The sequence below is a fragment of the Achromobacter denitrificans NBRC 15125 genome (assembly GCF_001571365.1).
GTDB classification, from domain to species: domain Bacteria; phylum Pseudomonadota; class Gammaproteobacteria; order Burkholderiales; family Burkholderiaceae_B; genus Achromobacter; species Achromobacter denitrificans.
The window spans coordinates 157,137-173,894 of sequence record NZ_BCTQ01000002.1 but is presented as its reverse complement, the minus strand read 5'-3'; the positions used below and the strand labels follow the sequence as shown (position 1 = coordinate 173,894).

Annotated in this window: 16 protein-coding genes and 1 tRNA gene; 7 read left to right on the top strand and 10 right to left on the bottom strand. The window is 68.4% G+C overall.

All coding sequences use genetic code 11. The features are described from left to right. Window positions 1-17 precede the first annotated feature (17 nt). On the top strand, window positions 18-1,622 hold the full coding sequence (locus tag ADE01S_RS03130) for a gamma-glutamyltransferase family protein (RefSeq protein ID WP_062680002.1): 1,605 nt from the start codon (window positions 18-20) through the stop codon (window positions 1,620-1,622). Between the two features lie 12 nt (window positions 1,623-1,634). On the opposite strand, the gene ADE01S_RS03125 is transcribed toward ADE01S_RS03130, so the two are convergent. The 6 genes from ADE01S_RS03125 to ADE01S_RS03100 are packed head-to-tail and all read right to left on the bottom strand — an operon-like array spanning window position 1,635 to window position 6,569. Next, window positions 1,635-2,054, bottom strand: coding sequence for an Lrp/AsnC family transcriptional regulator (locus tag ADE01S_RS03125; RefSeq protein ID WP_062680001.1), 420 nt, complete (start codon window positions 2,052-2,054; stop codon window positions 1,635-1,637). A 14-nt stretch (window positions 2,055-2,068) separates the two neighbouring features. Then, on the bottom strand, window positions 2,069-2,812 hold the full coding sequence (locus ADE01S_RS03120; protein WP_062680000.1) for a maleate cis-trans isomerase family protein: 744 nt from the start codon (window positions 2,810-2,812) through the stop codon (window positions 2,069-2,071). Then, window positions 2,809-3,612, bottom strand: a complete 804-nt coding sequence (locus ADE01S_RS03115; RefSeq protein WP_062679999.1) for an ABC transporter ATP-binding protein — start codon at window positions 3,610-3,612, stop codon at window positions 2,809-2,811. The genes ADE01S_RS03120 and ADE01S_RS03115 overlap by 4 nt, the downstream gene beginning before the upstream one ends. 2 nt (window positions 3,613-3,614) lie before the next feature. After that, window positions 3,615-4,592 carry an ABC transporter substrate-binding protein gene (locus ADE01S_RS03110; RefSeq protein WP_075873183.1) on the bottom strand — a complete coding sequence of 326 codons (978 nt, stop codon included), beginning with the start codon at window positions 4,590-4,592 and terminating at the stop codon, window positions 3,615-3,617. Window positions 4,593-4,614: 22 nt separating this feature from the next. Beyond that, window positions 4,615-5,385: an ABC transporter permease gene (locus ADE01S_RS03105; RefSeq protein WP_082775671.1), complete on the bottom strand. Its 771-nt coding sequence runs from the start codon at window positions 5,383-5,385 to the stop codon at window positions 4,615-4,617. A 44-nt stretch (window positions 5,386-5,429) separates the two neighbouring features. Continuing rightward, window positions 5,430-6,569, bottom strand: coding sequence for a M24 family metallopeptidase (locus ADE01S_RS03100; RefSeq protein WP_062679997.1), 1,140 nt, complete (start codon window positions 6,567-6,569; stop codon window positions 5,430-5,432). Between the two features lie 131 nt (window positions 6,570-6,700). On the opposite strand from ADE01S_RS03100, the gene ADE01S_RS03095 reads away from it, so the two are divergent. Further along, the gene (locus tag ADE01S_RS03095) at window positions 6,701-7,582 is read left to right on the top strand and encodes a LysR family transcriptional regulator (protein WP_165695594.1); all 882 of its coding nucleotides are present in this window, start codon (window positions 6,701-6,703) and stop codon (window positions 7,580-7,582) included. A gap of 37 nt (window positions 7,583-7,619) precedes the next feature. Here the strand turns inward: ADE01S_RS03095 and ADE01S_RS03090 are convergent. Then, window positions 7,620-7,693, bottom strand: a tRNA-Cys gene (locus tag ADE01S_RS03090). 96 nt (window positions 7,694-7,789) lie between these two features. Between ADE01S_RS03090 and ADE01S_RS03085 the strand changes: the two genes are divergently transcribed. Continuing rightward, window positions 7,790-10,054 (top strand): arginine/lysine/ornithine decarboxylase, encoded by a 2,265-nt coding sequence (locus ADE01S_RS03085; RefSeq protein WP_062679995.1) that lies wholly within the window; start codon window positions 7,790-7,792, stop codon window positions 10,052-10,054. Between the two features lie 99 nt (window positions 10,055-10,153). Next, complete coding sequence (ptsJ, locus tag ADE01S_RS03080) at window positions 10,154-11,446, top strand: MocR-like B6 salvage transcription factor PtsJ (protein WP_062679994.1); 1,293 nt, start codon at window positions 10,154-10,156, stop codon at window positions 11,444-11,446. Here the strand turns inward: ptsJ and asd are convergent. Then, window positions 11,441-12,295: an archaetidylserine decarboxylase gene (gene asd / locus ADE01S_RS03075; RefSeq protein WP_062679993.1), complete on the bottom strand. Its 855-nt coding sequence runs from the start codon at window positions 12,293-12,295 to the stop codon at window positions 11,441-11,443. The two genes, ptsJ and asd, sit on opposite strands and share 6 nt — an antisense overlap. Window positions 12,296-12,455: 160 nt before the next feature. Between asd and hisC the strand changes: the two genes are divergently transcribed. Further along, a complete protein-coding gene (gene hisC / locus ADE01S_RS03070) occupies window positions 12,456-13,565 on the top strand; it encodes a histidinol-phosphate transaminase (RefSeq protein ID WP_062679992.1) in 1,110 nt (369 codons plus the stop codon). A 26-nt stretch (window positions 13,566-13,591) separates the two neighbouring features. Here the strand turns inward: hisC and ADE01S_RS03065 are convergent, their stop codons facing one another. Next, window positions 13,592-14,164 (bottom strand): redoxin domain-containing protein, encoded by a 573-nt coding sequence (locus ADE01S_RS03065; protein ID WP_062679991.1) that lies wholly within the window; start codon window positions 14,162-14,164, stop codon window positions 13,592-13,594. Between the two features lie 72 nt (window positions 14,165-14,236). Further along, entirely contained in the window at window positions 14,237-14,782 is a 546-nt protein-coding gene (locus ADE01S_RS03060; RefSeq protein WP_062679990.1) for a carboxymuconolactone decarboxylase family protein, read from the bottom strand. A 122-nt stretch (window positions 14,783-14,904) separates the two neighbouring features. On the opposite strand from ADE01S_RS03060, the gene ADE01S_RS03055 reads away from it, so the two are divergent. Both ADE01S_RS03055 and ADE01S_RS03050 read left to right on the top strand, forming a co-directional pair. After that, window positions 14,905-15,771 carry an AraC family transcriptional regulator gene (locus ADE01S_RS03055; protein WP_062679989.1) on the top strand — a complete coding sequence of 289 codons (867 nt, stop codon included), beginning with the start codon at window positions 14,905-14,907 and terminating at the stop codon, window positions 15,769-15,771. 122 nt (window positions 15,772-15,893) lie between these two features. Then, window positions 15,894-16,721, top strand: a complete 828-nt coding sequence (locus ADE01S_RS03050) for a YggS family pyridoxal phosphate-dependent enzyme (protein WP_062679988.1) — start codon at window positions 15,894-15,896, stop codon at window positions 16,719-16,721. Window positions 16,722-16,758: the final 37 nt, after the last annotated feature.

Here is a 16,758-nt window from a genome sequence, read left to right as displayed (position 1 = left end):
CTTCCGAACCGATACCCATGCCCATTTCCAACAATCCCTTCTGGCAGCTTCCCTATCCGTCGCAGCGCATGCCGGTGCTGGCGGACAACGTGGTCAGCACCTCGCAGCCGCTGGCCAGCGCCGCCGGCCTGCAAATGTACGCGCGCGGCGGCAACGCCATCGATGCGGCGCTGGCGACCGCCATCACCCTCACCGTGGTCGAGCCCTGCATGAACGGCATCGGCGGCGACATGTTCGCCATCGTCTGGCACGAGGGGCGGCTGCACGGGCTGAACGCCTCCGGCCGCGCGCCGGCGGCGTGGGAGACGGCGCGCTTCGCGCACCTGGACGGCATGGATCCCATCGGCTGGGGCAGCGTGACCGTGCCCGGCGTGGTGTCCGGATGGCGCGCGATCTGGGAGAAATTCGGGTCGCTGCCCTTCGAGGACCTGTTCGAGCCAGCCATCCGCTACGCGCGCGACGGCTACCTGGTGTCGCCCACGGTGCATCGGCAATGGCAAAAGCAGGTGCCGCGCCTGAGCGGGCAGCCCGGCTTCGCCGAATCGTTCGCGCCCGGCGGGCGGGCGCCGCTGCCGGGCGAACGCTTCCGCTGCCCGGGCCAGGCGGCGACGCTGGAGAGCATCGCCCGCAGCAAGGGCGACAGCTTCTACCGAGGCGAACTGGCGGCGGCCATCGCGGCCCATGCGCGCAATACGGGCGGCTACATCACGGAAGCGGACCTGGCGCGCCACCAGGCGGATTGGGTGGAACCCATCGGCATGCGCTACCGCGACCTGGAACTGTTCGAGATCGGCCCGAACGGCCAGGGCATCGGCGCCTTGATGGGGCTGGGCATGCTGGAACATTTCGACCTGGGCGAAAGCGGGCGCGATACCGGACGCACGCTGCACCTGCAGATCGAGGCCATGCGCCTGGCGTTCGCGGACCTGTACGCGCACGTGGGGGATCCGGATCACATGGACGTGTCCAGCGCGCAATTGCTGGACCCGGCCTACCTGGCCGAACGCGCCAGGCTGATCGATCCGGCTCGGGCGGGCCAGCCGCGGCCGGGCAATCCGCACAGCGGCGGAACGGTCTACCTCACCGCCGCCGACCGGCACGGCACCATGGTGTCGTTCATCCAGTCCAACTTCAAGGGCTTCGGCTCGGGCGTGGTGGTGCCGGGCACGGGGATCGCCCTGCAGAACCGGGGCTGGGGCTTTTCCACGAGGGCGGGGCATCCCAACGTGGTCGCGCCGGGCAAGCGGCCGTTCCACACCATCATCCCGGGTTTCCTGATGAAGCGGGGGCGGCCCCTGATGAGCTTCGGCGTGATGGGCGGCTCGATGCAGGCCCAGGGGCATCTGCAGGTCACGAGCCGGCTGGCCGATTTCGGCCAGAATCCGCAGGCGGCCAGCGATGCGCCGCGCTGGCGCATCAAGGACGACAACGTCGGCGTGGCGGTGGAATGGAATTGTCCGCCCGAGGCGGTCGAGCAGTTGCGCGCCTTCGGCCATCAGGTCGAGGTGGCGCCGCGCTTCGACCTGGAGTTCGGCAGCGCCCAGATGGCGATGCGGCTGGAGCAGGGCGGCTATCTGGCGGCGTCGGACCATCGCAAGGACGGTCACCCGATAGGCTATTGAGGCCGGGGGCCGCTAGCGGTAGGTGGCGAGCAGGATGCTGGTCTCGGTGGCGGCGATGCCCTTGATCAACCGCACCCGCTCCAGCACCTTGGACAGGTCGGCCGTGGAGTCCGCGCGGATCTCCGCCAGCAGGTCCCAGCGGCCGTTGGTGTCGTGCAGCTGTTCGACGCTGGGCTCGCCCAGCAGGCTGGCCAGCACCGCGCGGGTCTGGTTGCCGTCGACGGTGATGCCCATCCAGGCGCGCAGGCCATCCTGCTCGGCGTCGGGCCGCAGCTTCAGCGTGTAGCCGGCGATGACGCCGTCGTCCTCCAGCTTGCGCAGGCGGTTGGAAACCGTGCCGCGCGAAACGCCCGCCTTGCTGGCCAGCACGGACAGCGGCGTGCGCGCGTCGCGCCGCAGCAGGCCGATCAGCCGGGTATCGATTTCGTCCATGGGCGGCCTCGGGATCAATGTTGCCGGAAGAGCGTGCCGTAGCCGGCGATCCGGTCCTGGACGCCGGCCAGCCTCAGGCAATGCCACAGGCTGGCCTGGTTGCTGCCGATCACGGGCTTGCCCAGGCGCGCTTCCAGTTCCTCGATGATGGCGGTGGAGCGCAGGGCGCCGCAGCTGATGAAGACGGCGTCGGCCTCGGGGCGGTCGACGGCGGCGGCGTACTCGGCCAGGAACCGCGGCGAGACGCGATTCATGGTTTCGTCGTCGGGCAGGGCCAGGCCTTGCAGGGCCACGACTTCATGGCCCGCGCTTTCGAAGTACCGGCGCTCCAGTTCGTTGACCTCGGCATCGTAGGCGGTGGCGATGGCCACGCGCCGGGCGCCGAGCGCGGCCAGGGCCGCGGTGACGCCGTCGAGCAGCGTGGTGGCCGCCACGTCGGGCCGGGTCCGCGCGATCAGGCCGCGCACGGCATCGTTGCCGATCACGAAGCTGCCCGCCGTGCAGTTGTAGCAGATGACGTCCACGTCGCGGCGGCCCGGAAGCAGGCTGTCGAGCGCGTCGCGCAGCCCGCCCTCCATGCCGGCCAGGTTCTCGCGCGTGCAGGCCGTTCCCATGGGCACGCGGCCGAAGCTCAGGCCCACGCCCGCGGGCGCCATGGCGTGCATCTCGCCCTCCGTGAGGCCGGCATTGGCCACGCAGAGGAAGGCGATGCGCGCCCGCGGGTAGGGGCCGTCGTCGTAGCGGATGGCGGCGTTCATTCGGTCATGCCCGCGGCGTCGAAGCATTCGCGGATCGCCGTGGCCGCCTTGACGAAATCGGGGTGTCCCACCATGGTGTAGTCGCGCGGGCGCGGCAGGTCCACGTCGATGGTCAGGGCCACCCGGCCGGGGCGCTTGCTCATCACCACCACGCGGTCGGACAGGAACACCGCTTCGGAAATGCTGTGGGTGATGAACATGACCGTCTTGCGGCTCTCCAGCCAGACGCGCTGCAGTTCCAGGTTCATGGCCTCGCGGGTCATGGCGTCCAGGGCCCCGAAGGGTTCGTCCATCAGCAGGATGTCGGGATCGTGGATCAGCGCGCGGCAGAGCGCCACGCGCTGCTGCATGCCGCCGGACAGCTCGTGCGGCAGGCAATGCTCGAATCCTTCGAGGCCGCTGAGCTTGATCAGTTCGCGCAGACGCGTTTCGTAGCGCGCCGCCGGCAGCTTGCGCATTTCCAGCTGCAGGGAAATGTTCTGCACGACGTTGCGCCAGGGCAGCAGCGCCGCCCGCTGGAAGACGATGCCCACGCCGGCGGAAGGCTCCTTGACGCGCTGGCCCAGCACGTCGATTTCACCGGAGGTGGGCGGCACCAGCCCCGCCACCGCCCGCATCAGCGTGCTCTTGCCGCAGCCGGACGGCCCCAGCACGGAAAGGAATTGGCCCTCGGGAATGGACAGGTCGACGCCGTCGACGGCGACGTAGGAGCCGAACCGCTGGACCATGCCGCGGATGTCGATGGCGGTGTCGGGGGCGGCCGCGTCGCGCGCGAGCGCCAGGGCTGCGTGATGCGCCATGGTCAATCCCCGTTGTAGTCGTTGGTGTAGAGGGTGCCGATCGGAATCGGGCGCTCGATCTGGTTCGATTGCACGAACTGGTCGACCATGGCCTGCCAGTCCTTCTCCGACGAGACGCCGAAAGGCAGGCCCTTCGTATTGGGCGTGCCCGACGCCTGCAGTGACAGTTGCAGCTGCCGCAGCAGCAGTTCGCGGTTGCGCGCCTGCTCCGGACGCTGGCGCACCAGCGCGTCGACCGAGGCGGCCGGGTCGGCCTGCGCCGCCTCGTAGGCCTTGCGCGTGGCGCGCACGAAGCGGCGCGCGGTTTCGGGATTGGCCGCCAGCCACTGGGTGTTGGCGGCGAGCCCGCCTTCCAGCGCATTGACGCCGAAGTCTGCATACGAGAAGTAATGCACCTTGGCGCCCTGCGCCTCCAGCGGCGGAATGTGGAAGTAGGTGACGCCGGTGATGGCGTCGGCGCGCCGTTGCAGGAACAGGGCGGTCTTGGTGCCGACCGCCGGCGCGATGACATTGATCTTCTTCTGGTCCACGCCGTTCAGCGCGGCCAGCACCGGGAACATCTGCGCCGTCGATTCGGAGGCGCTCATGCCCAGGACCTTGCCTTCCAGGTCCTTGGGCGAGCGAACCGGCGCATCCGCATGGCTGATGATGACCATGGGCGAGCGCTGGTGCACGGCGAAGATGGCCTTCAGCGGCATGCCGGCGGCCACGCCCTTGAGCATGGTGCCGTAGTCCATGAAGCCGATCGGGTCGATGTTCTGCGCCACCAGCTTGGCGGTGTTGCTGGAGCCGCTGCCTTCGCCGATGCGCAGGTCGATGCCTTCGGCCTTGTAAAGGCCTTTGTCCACGCCGTAGTAGAGCGGCGCGTGGGTGCCGTAGATGCTGTAGTCCAGGCGCAGGCTGAGCTTTTCCTGGGCGCCGGCGGCGCTGGCGGCCAGCATCAGGGACAGCGCGCAGGCGAGTCGGGTCGTGCGTTTCATGATGGAGTCTCCGGGGTCGGGATCAAACAGAGGGCAGGGCGTCGCTGCGCACGCTGATGTGCCAGGGAATGAGGAAGCGCTCGGAGAACTCGACCAGGTAGTAGAAGACCAGGCCGATCAGCATGAGCGCGACCAGGACGGCGAACAGCAGCGTGGTGTCCAGGTTGGCGTTGGCCGACAGCAGCACGTAGCCCAGCCCGCTCTCCGCGCCGACCCACTCGCCCACCACCGCGCCCACGGTGGCGAAGGCGATGGCGACCTTCAGGCCGGAGAAGATCTGCGGCAGGGCATAGGGCAGCCGGATGCGCAGGAACGTGCGCAGGGCGCCGGCCCGCATCGATCGGGCCAGGTCGTTGAGGTCCGCGTCCACCGAGCGCATGCCGGCCACGGTGCTGACCACGATGGGGAAGAAAGCCACCGAGAACGCGATCAGGATCTTCGGAAACAGGCCCAGGCCGAACCAGATGATGATGAGCGGCGCCACCGCCACCTTGGGGAAGGCCTGCGACACGACCAGCAGCGGCATGATGGCCCGCTCCAGCGGACGCGACCACACCAGCAGGATGCCCAGCGGGATGCCGACGGCGATGCTGAGCAGGAAGCCGCCCAGCGTTTCGACGGAGGTCACCCAGCTGTGGTGGCCCAGGAACGCCGAGTCCGTCCACAGGCGTTCGATCACGCTCAGCGGCTGCGGCAACAGGTAGGGCGGCAGCCCGAAAAGCGGTATCGAAACGTGCCAGAGCGCCAGCACGCCGATGACCGCGATGGTCGGATACATCCAGTTCTTCAACACGGCAATTCCCCTTGTATGGTGTTTTGTGCGCCGTCGAGACGGCGTCAGGCGTCGATTTCGAGCAGCTCCCGCGGGTAGTGGGTGAGGACTTCGCAGCCGTCCTCCGAGACCGCCACGCTTTCGCTGGCCATGAACCCGCCTTCGGGCATGAACAGCGAAGGCACGAGGTGGAAGGTCATGCCGGGCTGCAGCACGGTGGGATCGTCCGGCCGCAGCGCCAGGAAGCGGCCCTCGGCCCAGTTCGGCGGGAAGCCGATGCCGATGCCGTAGGCGGTGCGGTGGTCGAAGTAGCGGCCGAGGCCGGCGCGCTCGAACACGGCGCGGCAGGCCTGGTCCACCTGGGCCGAGGTCACGCCGGGCCGGATGGCTTCGATGGCGCTGTCCAGCGCGGCGATGACGGTGCCGGCCAGGTGGCGCTGGCGGTCGGTGGCGCGCCCGACCACGCAGTTGCGCGAGATCATGGCGTGGTAGCGGTTGATGTTGGCGGCGGCCTCCAGGAACACCAGGTCGCCGCGCTTGAGTTCGCGGCGCTGCCAGGTGGTGAAGCACACCCCGCTGGCGCGGCCGGCGGCCACCAGCGGCACGCGCGTGTATTCGCTGCCGGCCTTGGTGGCGCCATGCAGCATGGCGGCGGCCAGGTCGTTCTCGGTGGCGCCCACGGCCACCGCCCGCACGGCCGCGTCGATGCCGGCGACGGCGGCGTCGGCGGCCTGGCGCATGAAGGCCAGCTGCTCCGGCGTCTTGATGGTGCGGGCTTGTTCTATCGGCCCCTGCCAGTCGGCCAGGCGCGCGCCCAGCCGGGCGTGCAGTTGCTTGTAGCCGGCGACGCTGAGGTAGCCGGAGGACGTCTCCAGCCCGATGCCGCCCGACGGCAGGCTGTCTTGCAGGAAGCGCGCCAGCACTTCGATCGGATCGCTGACGTCATCGACGGCCACGAAGCGGCCGATGTTGCGGTTGCCGGTCGCGACGGCATGGTTCACCTGGCGCGAGACCATCGTGATGCCGCCCTCCGCGGTGACCGCCAGGCACTGGAACGTGAAGTAGCCGATCGAGCGGTAGCCGGTCAGCCAGTAGATGTTCTCGGGATCGAACAGAATCGCCGCCGACAGGCCCTGGGCCTGGATGTCGCGGGCCAGCAGCGCCAGGTTGGCGGCATAGGCGTCCGGCCCGAACGGCAATTCCATGGGAGCGTAGTTTTCCGACACGATGGGTCCTGGATGAAAGTCGAGTGAGCATCCTAGGAACAATCTGCATAACTGCCTAATACCAATAATTGCCATGTCTATATCTGAATAGTTATAGTCAGGGCATGAACGTGCGAGAGATAGAAATCTTCAGGGCGGTGATGCGCGAAGGCTCGGTATCCCGGGCCGCGCAGCTATTGCTGATTTCCCAGCCGGCCGCCAGCAAGTACATCGCGCAGCTGGAGCGGCGGGTCGGCGTGCCGCTGTTCGTGCGCAAGGGCGGCCGGCTGATGCCGACTCCGGAGGGCAGGGCGCTCTACGGGCAGGTGGACCGGTTGTTCTCGGGGCTGACGCAGCTGGAAAGCTTCATGAAAGACCTGGGCAGCGAGAAACAGGGCCACCTTACGGTGGCGTCGCTGCCCCTGCTGTCACTGACCGCGATGCCCGACGTGCTGGCCGCGTTCATGGCGGACCGGCCCAATATCTCCGTGGCCTTGCAGACCCGCAGTTCGGCCCGCATCGTCGAATGGGTGGCGGCCCGCCAGGTGGACCTGGGGGTGTGCTTCTGCGCCGCCAACCATCCCGGCATCGTGGCGGAACCGCTGGCCAGCCTGCAGCTGTACTGCGCGATTCCTCCCGGCGACCCGCTGGAGCGGTTCGACACCGTACGGGTGGATCAATTGGCCGGGCGCGACCTCATCATCTACGACAACCTGGATCACACCCGCTTCTGGCTGGAAGCCATGCTGGAACAGCAAAAGGTTTACGCGCGCCGACGCGTGCAGGTGTTCTGGACCTCGGTGGCGATGGAGCTGGTGATGCGCGGGGTGGGCATCGCGCTGGTGGACCGCTTGACCGCGGCGCGCGTGCCCGGCGGCCTGGCCCAGCTGCGGCCGCTGGAGCCGAGCGTGTCGTTCGACCTCAGCCTGGTGTGGCCCGAACATTGGCCGGCCTCGGTGATCGCGCTGTCGTTCGCCGACGCGCTGCGCGAGCACTTGCGCGGCCACGCCTAGCGGCCGCCGCCCGCGACGGGCCCGCCCTGGGGGAAACTGGAGGCGCGGGCTGGAATCGAACCAACCTCTGCGGATTTGCAATCTGCTGCATAGCCACTCTGCCACCGCGCCGTTTGTTTTGTCCTAAGACATATATAATTATTATCCAGGACAAAGCAATTTGCAAGCGCCGGCCGCGGGGCGGCGGCATACCGATAGAGGACAGCCATGCAGTTTCAGTTTCCCATCGTCATCATCGACGAGGACTTCCGCTCGGAGAACACGTCGGGCCTGAGCATCCGGGTGCTGGCGGAAGCCATCCGGGCGGAGGGCTTCGACGTGCTTGGCACCACCAGCTACGGCGACCTCAGCCTGTTCGCGCAGCAGCAGAGCCGGGCCAGCGCGTTCATCCTGTCCATCGACGACGAGGAGCTGGCGCACGGCGACGGCGTGGCGCCGGCGCTGCTGGCGCTGCGGGCCTTCATCAGCGAGGTCAGGCGCCGCAACGCGGATGTGCCGATCTACGTCTACGGCGAAACCAAGACCGCGCGCCACATTCCGAACGACATCCTGCGCGAGCTCCAGGGCGTGATCCACATGTTCGAGGACACGCCGGAGTTCGTGGCCCGCCACCTGATCCGCGAGGCCAAGGCCTACCTGGAAGGCGTCAAGCCGCCGTTCCTCAAGGCCTTGCTGGACTACGCCGAGGACGGCTCCTATTCCTGGCATTGCCCGGGCCATTCGGGCGGCGTGGCCTTCCTGAAGAGCCCGGTGGGCCAGATGTTCCATCAGTTCTTCGGCGAGAACATGTTGCGCGCCGACGTCTGCAACGCGGTCGAGGAACTGGGCCAGCTGCTGGACCACAACGGCGCCATCGGCGCGAGCGAGCGCAATGCGGCGCGGATCTTCAACGCGGACCACTGCTATTTCGTGACCAACGGAACCAGCACCAGCAACAAGATCGTCTGGCACCACACGGTGGCGCCCGGCGACGTGGTCGTGGTCGACAGGAACTGCCACAAGTCCATCCTGCACAGCATCGTGATGACGGGCGCGATTCCTGTGTTCCTGCGGCCCACGCGCAATCACTTCGGCATCATCGGCCCGATTCCGCGCAGCGAGTTCGACGTGGAGACCATCCAGGAAAAGATCCGCGCGCATCCCTTGCTGCGGAACCTGGATGCCGCGGAGGTGCGCCCGCGCGTGATGGCGCTGACCCAGTCCACCTACGACGGCATCATCTACCAGACCGAGACGATCAAGGAAGCGCTGGATGGCTACGTCGAGGTGCTGCACTTCGACGAGGCCTGGATGCCGCACGCGGTATTCCATCCGTTCTATGGCGCCTACCACTGCATGGGCCGGCGGCGCGCGCGGCCGAAGGAGTCGCTGGTGTTTTCAACGCAGTCGACGCACAAGCTGCTCGCGGGGATCAGCCAGGCCAGCCACGTGCTGGTGCAGGATTCGATGACGCGCCGGCTGGACCGCCACCTGTTCAACGAGGCGTACCTGATGCACACCAGCACCAGCCCGCAATACGCCATCATCGCCAGCTGCGACGTGGCGGCGTCCATGATGGAGCCGCCGGGCGGCACGGTGCTGGTGGAGGAAAGCATCGCCGAGGCGCTGGACTTCCGCCGCGCAATGCGCGAGGTGGGATCGCATTTCGCGCCGGGCGACTGGTGGTTCACGGTGTGGGGGCCGGAAACGCTGGCCCCCGAAGGCATCGGGTCCGCGGAGGACTGGATCATCCGGGACGGCGGCGACGAGGCGTCGTGGCACGGTTTCGGCGCGCTGGCCGACGGCTTCAACATGCTGGATCCGATCAAGTCCACCATCGTTACGCCGGGCCTGGACCTGAACGGCGATTTCGCCGCCAGCGGCATTCCAGCATCCATCGTTACGAAATTCCTGGCCGAGCACGGCGTGATCGTCGAAAAGACCGGGCTCTACAGCTTCTTCATCATGTTCACCATCGGCATCACCAAGGGCCGCTGGAGTTCCCTGCTGACCGCGTTGCAGCAGTTCAAGGAGGATTACGAGCGCAACCAGCCCATGTGGCGGATCCTGCCCGAGTTCTGCAAGAAGCACCCCCGGTACGAGAGCCTGGGGCTGCGCGACCTGTGCCAGCATGTGCACGAAACCTATGCCCGCCACGATATCGCCCGGTTGACCACCGACATGTACCTGACGGACGTGGCGCCGGCCATGAAGCCCAGCGACGCGTACGCCTGCATCGCCCATCGCCGGACCGAGAGGGTGGAGATCGACCATCTCGAAGGCCGCATTACCACCAGCCTGATCACGCCCTATCCGCCCGGCATTCCGCTCCTGATTCCGGGGGAGGTCTTCAATCGCACCATCGTGGATTACCTCAAGTTCTCGCGCGAGCTGAACCGGCAATGTCCGGGCTTCGGCACCGATATCCATGGGTTCGTGGAATTGCGGGATGACGAGGGAAACCTGCGCTATTACGTGGATTGCGTGCGGTGAGCGCGCTTTATTCGGCGATCCAATCGTGTCAAACTTGCGCATTGACTGGGCGCGGCCTCGGGGCTGTCACCGCCCGGAACGGCATTGTCTCGGGACGATATGAAAATACAAGGAAAGACCGCAGCGGAAATCTTCGATTGCGTGCGCGCGCTGCTGCAGTCGGGGCAGTTGCGTCCCGGCCAGGCCCTGCCTCCGGTGCGCGACCTCGCGGTCGAGCTGGATATCAACCGCAATACGGTCGCGGCGGCGTATAAGCGGCTGTCCGCGGCCGGCATCGCCGTGACGCAGGGGCGGCTGGGAACGATCATCCGGGAGCCCTCCGGCCCCGGCGAGCAGGAGGGCGCGCTGACCAATACGCCTCTCGTGGACCTGGCCAGCGGCAATCCGAACCTGGACTGGCTGCCGGACGTCTCCGCCGCCTTCTCGCTGCGCCCCTATCGGCCGCGGCTCTACGGCGCGCCCACCGTCAACCCGGGCCTGGAAGACTATGCGCGGGCCTGGTTCGCGCCGGATTGCCCGGCGCCGTTCGAGGTCAACCTGACCCACGGCGCGGTGGACGCCATCGAGCGGCTGCTGGGTTCGCACCTGGTCGCCGGCGACAAGGTGGCGGTCGAGAATCCCTGCTTTCTCAGCAGCGTGAACATGCTGCGCATCGCCGGCCTGCAGGCGATCGGCGTGCCCGTCGACGCAGAGGGCATGCAGGCCCAGGCCCTGGAGGGCGCGCTGGCCAAGGGCGCGCAGGCGGTGATCCTGACGCCGCGCGCGCACAATCCCACCGGCTGCAGCCTGAGCGCCCGGCGCGCCCGGGCGCTGGCGCGCGTCCTGGCGAAGTACCCGCACGCCATGGTCATCGTGGACGACCACTTCGCGCTGCTGTCCAACGCCGAGTATCACTCGGTGCTGGCGGCCGGCGCGCAGCGCTGGGCGCTGGTCCGGTCGCTGAGCAAGACGCTGGGGCCCGACGTGCGCGTCGCCATGGTGGCCAGCGATCCCGCGACGTCGCGGCAGCTGCGGCTGCGTTTGGCGTCCGGCACCAGCTGGGTCAGCCACCTGCTGCAGGATATGGTCGAAGTCACGCTCGGCCGGCCCGAGGTCGCCAAGCTGATGGCGCGCGCCCGCGAAGACTACGTCCGGCGCCGCCAAACCCTGGAAGACGCGCTGCGGGAGCAGGGCGTGCCGTGCGCCGAGCAGGGCGACGGCCTCAATCTCTGGATTCCCGTGGAAGGCGACGACCAGGCCGTCGCCCTGGCGCTGGCTCATCGCGGCTGGCTGGTGCGCCATGGCGATGCCTTCGGCGTCCAGGATCCCGTGAGGGGGCTGCGAGTCACCATTTCCGACATCAATGTCGCGCAGAGCCGGGAGTTGGCCCGAGACATCCGGGACAGCCTATAGGGCCTGTTCCCGGCACCGGGTCAGGGCCTGCCCCATCCGGACGGCGCCGCCGGCCGTCCAGTCCGGGTGGAAGCGCCAGGCGCCGGGCGACATCAGCATCACCACGGTCGATCCCAGCTCGAAGTGCCCCATCTCCGCGCCTTGCGGCAGGGTGGGGGCCGATGCCTCGTCCGGGTACGTCCAGAGCCGGATCGGGCCGCCCGCCGGCGCGATCCGGCCATGCCAGGCGGCCGCGATGCCGCCCACGATGGCGGCGCCCACCAGCACCATCGCATAGACCCCGTGGCGGGGATGTTCGAACCAGCACACCAGCCGCTGGTTGCGGGCCAGCAGCCCGTCGATGCCTTGCACGATCTCCGGCCGCACCGAGTACAGCGTGCCCGGCACGTAACGCATGCCCAGCAGGCGGCCCGCGCACGGCATGTGAACGCGGTGGTAGTCGCGCGGGCTGAGGTAGATCGTGGTGAACAGCCCGCCTTCCAGTTGCCGCGCCAGCGCCGCGTCGCCCAGCAGCGCGGCCGCGCTGTAGGGCCGTTGCTTGGCTTGTATCAGCCGGCCCCGGTGCAGGCGTCCCAGCTGGCTGACAGTCCCGTCGGCGGGGCTGGTCCAGTCGGCATTGGCCAGCGGGCGGGAGCCGGGGCGCAAGGCGCGGGCGAAGAAGGCGTTGAAACTCTCATAGGCGCGCGGGTTGGCCAGCGCAGCCTCGGCCAGGTCCACGCCATACCGCCGCGCATACGTCTGGATCAGCGGCTGGGCGATCCAGGCGCGGCGGCTGGCGGCCAGGCGGCCCGCGCAGCGGGTGAGCCAATGCAGGGGAAGAAGGCGTTGCAGCAGCAGGGAAGGGGTCATGGGTGCAAGGCCCGCGCAAGACTTGCGCGGGATTGCGGGCGCGGGTCGGGTCGGAAGATGATTTATTTGTCCTGCATCATAGTATATTATGACCTATGACAAATAGGCGATGAGCGGAATGGTCCCGTCATCGTTTACGGAGGGCGCTTGCCGCAGCAATATGGATTCCATACACAGTCCCCGGGTCGATGGGCTGATGCCCTACGTGCCCGGAGAGCAGGCGCCCGGCGACGGCTGGGTCAAGCTCAATACCAATGAGAACCCCTACCCGCCGTCGCCCGCCGCGATAGCGGCGATCGCGGCGGCGGCGGCCCAGGGCCTGGAGCGCTACCCCGATCCGCAGGCGCGGCGGCTGCGCGAGCGCATCGCCGCGCACCACGGCGTGCCGACGGAACAGGTGTTCGTGGGCAACGGATCCGACGAAGTGCTGGCGCTGGCCTTTTGCGCCTTCTTCCAGCATGGGCAGCAGCCCTTGCTGATGGCCGACGTGACCTACGGTTTTTATGAGGTGTATTGCCGGCTGTATGGCATCCGGTGCGCGCCGGTCCCGGTGGACGATCACCTGAGGCTGGACCTGGACGGGTTCGCGGCGCGCGCGGCGTCGGACATCGCGGGCATCGTTATCGCCAATCCGAACGCGCCGACCGGCGAGGGACTGCCGCCCGGCCGCGTGCAGCGGCTGCTGGATCTGCGGCCGGACCGGCTGGTGCTCGTGGACGAAGCGTACGTGGACTTCGGGGGGCAGACCGCGATCGAACTGGTGGACCGGTATGCGAATCTGCTGGTGGTGCAGACCCTGTCGAAGTCGCGCGCCCTGGCCGGCCTGCGCGTGGGATTCGCGATCGGGCAGGCGCCGCTGATCGAGGCGCTGGAGCGGGTGAAGAACAGCTTCAACTCCTATCCGCTCGGCCGCCTGGCCCAGGCGGGCGCGGCGGCGGCCATCGACGACCGCGCGCACTTCGAGGCCACGCGCCAGGCCATCATGCGGTCGCGGACCAAGCTCATGATGCAGCTGAAATTGCTTGGCTTCGATGTGCTGCCGTCCCAGGCGAACTTCCTGTTCGTCCGCCATCCCCGCGAGGACGCGCGGGAGCTGGCGGCGCGCCTGCGGGACGCGAGAATCCTCGTGCGGCATTTCCGGAAGCCCAGGGTGGAGCAGTATCTGCGCATCACCGTGGGCACCGAAGAGCAGATGGCATACCTGGTGCGCACCTTCCGCGCCCTGTTGCCGGAGGCGGGCGCGGGCATGCGGGCCGCGGCCATGCCCTGACGCAGGCAGGCGGCCCGCTGATCGCGTCAGCGCCGCTGGCGGTCGTCCGGCGCCGGGCAGCCGGTGGCGTCGCAGGTTTCCCGGGCATCGTCGGCGGCCGCCTGGCCGGCGACGGCGGCAAGGCCGCGTGGCGCCTCCTCGGACAGCAGGCGGCCGATGGCGGCGCCGAGCGCCAGATCGTCCAGGCTGCCGAAGTGTTGCAGGCGCACGCGGCCGCCGCGGTCCAGCAGGACGAGGCTGGGAGTGCCGCGCAGGTCGTAGGCCTGCATGGTCAAGGGAATGGCGCCGCGCGCCGCGGGCCGGTCGATCCCGATGGGGAAGGACCACTGGTATTCATGGTTGAACGCCCGCAGGGCTTCGGGGCCCATTACGGCGTGGTGTTCGAACACGGTATGCAGGCCGATGACCACGACGCCGTCCTTGCCGAACAGCCGGTGCGCGCGCTCGGCCTGGGGCAGGCCGTGCATCAGACATCCGGGGCACAGCATCTGGAAGGCGTGCAGCAGGACCACCTTGCCGCGCAGAGAGGCAAGATCGAGCGGGCCGGTCGTGTTCAGCCATTCGTCCACCTGCAGGGGCGGCGCATCATGGGAAGACATGGAAGACTCCTGGAACAGAGCGGACGGGGCGGCGGGCCGTCCCGTCCGGAGGGAGGCGCTATCGGCCGGGAGTTACGCGGCGCGGCGCAGTTTCACGGCGGGGAAGTCGACCGGAACCGCGAACGCCACGTTGACGTAGTTCGTGAACAGATTGAGCGCGACGTGCGCCAGGATTTCCACGATCTCCTGATCGCCGAAACCGGCGGCCCGCACGGCCTGCACGTCGGCATCGCCGACCTGGCCGCGGGCTTCGACCAGCTTCAGCGCGAAGCGCAGCGCCGCGGCGGTCTTGGGATCGGCGGCGTTGCCGCCCTGGGCGGCGGACATTTCCTCGGCGCTGGCGCCGGCCTTGCGGCCCAGCGCGGTATGGGCCGCGAGGCAGTATTCGCATCCGTTGCGGTCGGCCACGGCCACCGCGATCTGTTCGCCCAGCTTGGCGGGGATCACGCCCTCGCCCAGCGCGCCGAAGGCGCCCCACATGCTCTTGAGCGCGGCGGGCGAGTTGGCGACGGCCCGGAACATATTGGGCGTCGCGCCGAAAGCGCCGTGGATCTGCTCCAGCAGGGCCTTGCGGTCGGGGGTGGTGATGTTGGCATCGATAAGGGGAACTCGGGACATGACGGTAACTCCTGGAAATGAAAAAGAGGCCATCCCTGTCGGGTGGTTACTGGGAATCGTACGTAGAATGTCTGGACGCATGGTGCTCTCATGTCCACGAAAATTGTCCATACGTCCAAGTCATGAATGATGTCGCCTTTCCCCAGGTAGACCGGCTCTCGGCGCTGCTGGACCGCTTCAGGGTGCGGGCCACGCTGTTCCACACCGGCGCGCTCTGCGGCACCCAGGCGTTCGAGGCGGTGCCGGGGCGCGGTTTCCTGCACGTCTTGCGGCGCGGCCAGATGGAACTGCGGCATCGTCCGGGCGAAACCGCCACGCCGCGCATACACCTGGACGAGCCCACGCTGCTCTTCTACCCCCGCGCGCTGCGGCACGAGTTCGTGAACCCGCCCGTGGACGGGTCGGACTTCACCTGCGCGGCGCTCGATTTCGACGGCGGGGACCGCAATCCCCTGGTGCGGTCGCTGCCGCCGCTGATCCGCGTGCCCCTGGCCGCCGTCGAGGGGCTGGCCCCGGCGCTGGACCTGCTGTTCGCCGAAGCCGACCACGTGCGCTGCGGCTCGCGGCTGTTGGCCGACCGGCTGTTCGAGGTGGTGCTGATCCAGCTGCTCCGGTGGATCCTCGACCATCCGGGAGAAGCCGGCGTCACGCGCGGCCTGGTCATGGGCCTGTCGGACCCGCGCCTGGCCCGGGCGCTGGTGGCCGTGCACCGCGCGCCTTGCGACGAGTGGCCGCTGGCGAAAATGGCCGAGGTCGCCGGCATGTCGCGCAGCGCCTTCGCGGCGGCCTTCAAGGAGGCCACCGGCGCCACGCCGGCGGCCTATCTGACGGACTGGCGCCTGAGCCTCGCGGCCTCCATGGTGCGCGCCGGCCGGCCCGTGAAACTGGTGGCGGCGGAGCTGGGCTTCGCCAGCGCCTCGTCGTTGTCCAAGGCGTTCCGGCAGCGGATGGGCGCGTCGCCGCGTTCCTGGCTGGCCGCCGGCGGCTGAGTCGTCGGCGCATCGCTTGCGTAACGCTTTATAGGTCATGATAATATTTGACCTATGACAAAAAACCGCGCGTGCGGAAGCTGGCTTCCGCCGCGCGTTGCGCACCTACGCGAGGTACAGGCATGAACCAAGACACCCAGGGTCCGGGCAGCGATACCCAGACGCAGCACGACCAGCACGGCCGATGGCCGAAGGCGGAATCGGTGGAAGACTTCCGCCGCAACCTGGCTACCGTGCACGGCCGGATCGCGGCGGCCTGCGAGCGCGCCGGGCGCGATCCCGCCAGCGTGCGCCTGTTGCCCGTGAGCAAGACCGTGGAAGAGGCGCGCATCCGGCTGGCCTATGCCGCGGGCTGCCGCTATCTCGGCGAGAACAAGCTGCAAGAAGTGTCGCGCAAGTGGGATGCCATGGCCGACCTGACCGATCTGAAATGGTCGGTCATCGGCCATCTGCAGACCAACAAGGCCAAGCTGGTCGCGCGCTACGCCGCCGAGTTCCAGGCGCTCGACAGCTTGAGAGTGGCCGAGGCGCTGGACCGGCGCCTGCAGGCCGAAGGCCGCGCGCTGGACGTGTTCGTGCAGGTCAACACGTCGGGCGAGGCCAGCAAGTACGGCCTGCATCCGGACGAGACCGCGGCCTTCCTGCGGCAGATGCCGTCCTTTCCGGCGCTGCGCGTGCGCGGGCTGATGACGCTGGCGGTATTTTCGGCCGAGGCCGCGCGGGTGCGGGAATGCTTCATCCTGCTGCGTTCGCTGCGGGACCGGCTGCGCCAGGACTGTCCTGCCGGGATCGGCCTGGACGACCTGTCGATGGGCATGTCCGGCGACTACGAAATCGCCATCGAGGAAGGCGCGACGGTGGTGCGGGTCGGGCAGGCCATCTTCGGCGCCCGCAATACGCCGGATTCCTATTACTGGCCGACCGATCCCGGCGCCGATTCCGCGGCCTGACGCCGCCATCTTCCCACCGTTCTACCGTCCTACAGGA

Excerpts from the sequence above, each read along its gene's own strand:
- ADE01S_RS03120 (WP_062680000.1), bottom strand. The coding sequence starts at position 2,812 with ATGAACGCCGCCATCCGCTACGACGACGGCCCCTACCCGCGGGCGCGC.
- ADE01S_RS03055 (WP_062679989.1), top strand. The coding sequence starts at position 14,905 with ATGAATGATGTCGCCTTTCCCCAGGTAGACCGGCTCTCGGCGCTGCTG.
- ADE01S_RS03125 (WP_062680001.1), bottom strand. The coding sequence starts at position 2,054 with ATGGACGAAATCGATACCCGGCTGATCGGCCTGCTGCGGCGCGACGCG.
- ADE01S_RS03065 (WP_062679991.1), bottom strand. The coding sequence starts at position 14,164 with ATGTCTTCCCATGATGCGCCGCCCCTGCAGGTGGACGAATGGCTGAAC.
- ADE01S_RS03115 (WP_062679999.1), bottom strand. The coding sequence starts at position 3,612 with ATGGCGCATCACGCAGCCCTGGCGCTCGCGCGCGACGCGGCCGCCCCC.
- ADE01S_RS03130 (WP_062680002.1), top strand. The coding sequence starts at position 18 with ATGCCCATTTCCAACAATCCCTTCTGGCAGCTTCCCTATCCGTCGCAG.
- ADE01S_RS03110 (WP_075873183.1), bottom strand. The coding sequence starts at position 4,592 with ATGAAACGCACGACCCGACTCGCCTGCGCGCTGTCCCTGATGCTGGCC.
- hisC (WP_062679992.1), top strand. The coding sequence starts at position 12,456 with ATGGATTCCATACACAGTCCCCGGGTCGATGGGCTGATGCCCTACGTG.
- ptsJ (WP_062679994.1), top strand. The coding sequence starts at position 10,154 with ATGAAAATACAAGGAAAGACCGCAGCGGAAATCTTCGATTGCGTGCGC.
- ADE01S_RS03050 (WP_062679988.1), top strand. The coding sequence starts at position 15,894 with ATGAACCAAGACACCCAGGGTCCGGGCAGCGATACCCAGACGCAGCAC.
- ADE01S_RS03085 (WP_062679995.1), top strand. The coding sequence starts at position 7,790 with ATGCAGTTTCAGTTTCCCATCGTCATCATCGACGAGGACTTCCGCTCG.
- asd (WP_062679993.1), bottom strand. The coding sequence starts at position 12,295 with ATGACCCCTTCCCTGCTGCTGCAACGCCTTCTTCCCCTGCATTGGCTC.
- ADE01S_RS03060 (WP_062679990.1), bottom strand. The coding sequence starts at position 14,782 with ATGTCCCGAGTTCCCCTTATCGATGCCAACATCACCACCCCCGACCGC.
- ADE01S_RS03100 (WP_062679997.1), bottom strand. The coding sequence starts at position 6,569 with ATGGAATTGCCGTTCGGGCCGGACGCCTATGCCGCCAACCTGGCGCTG.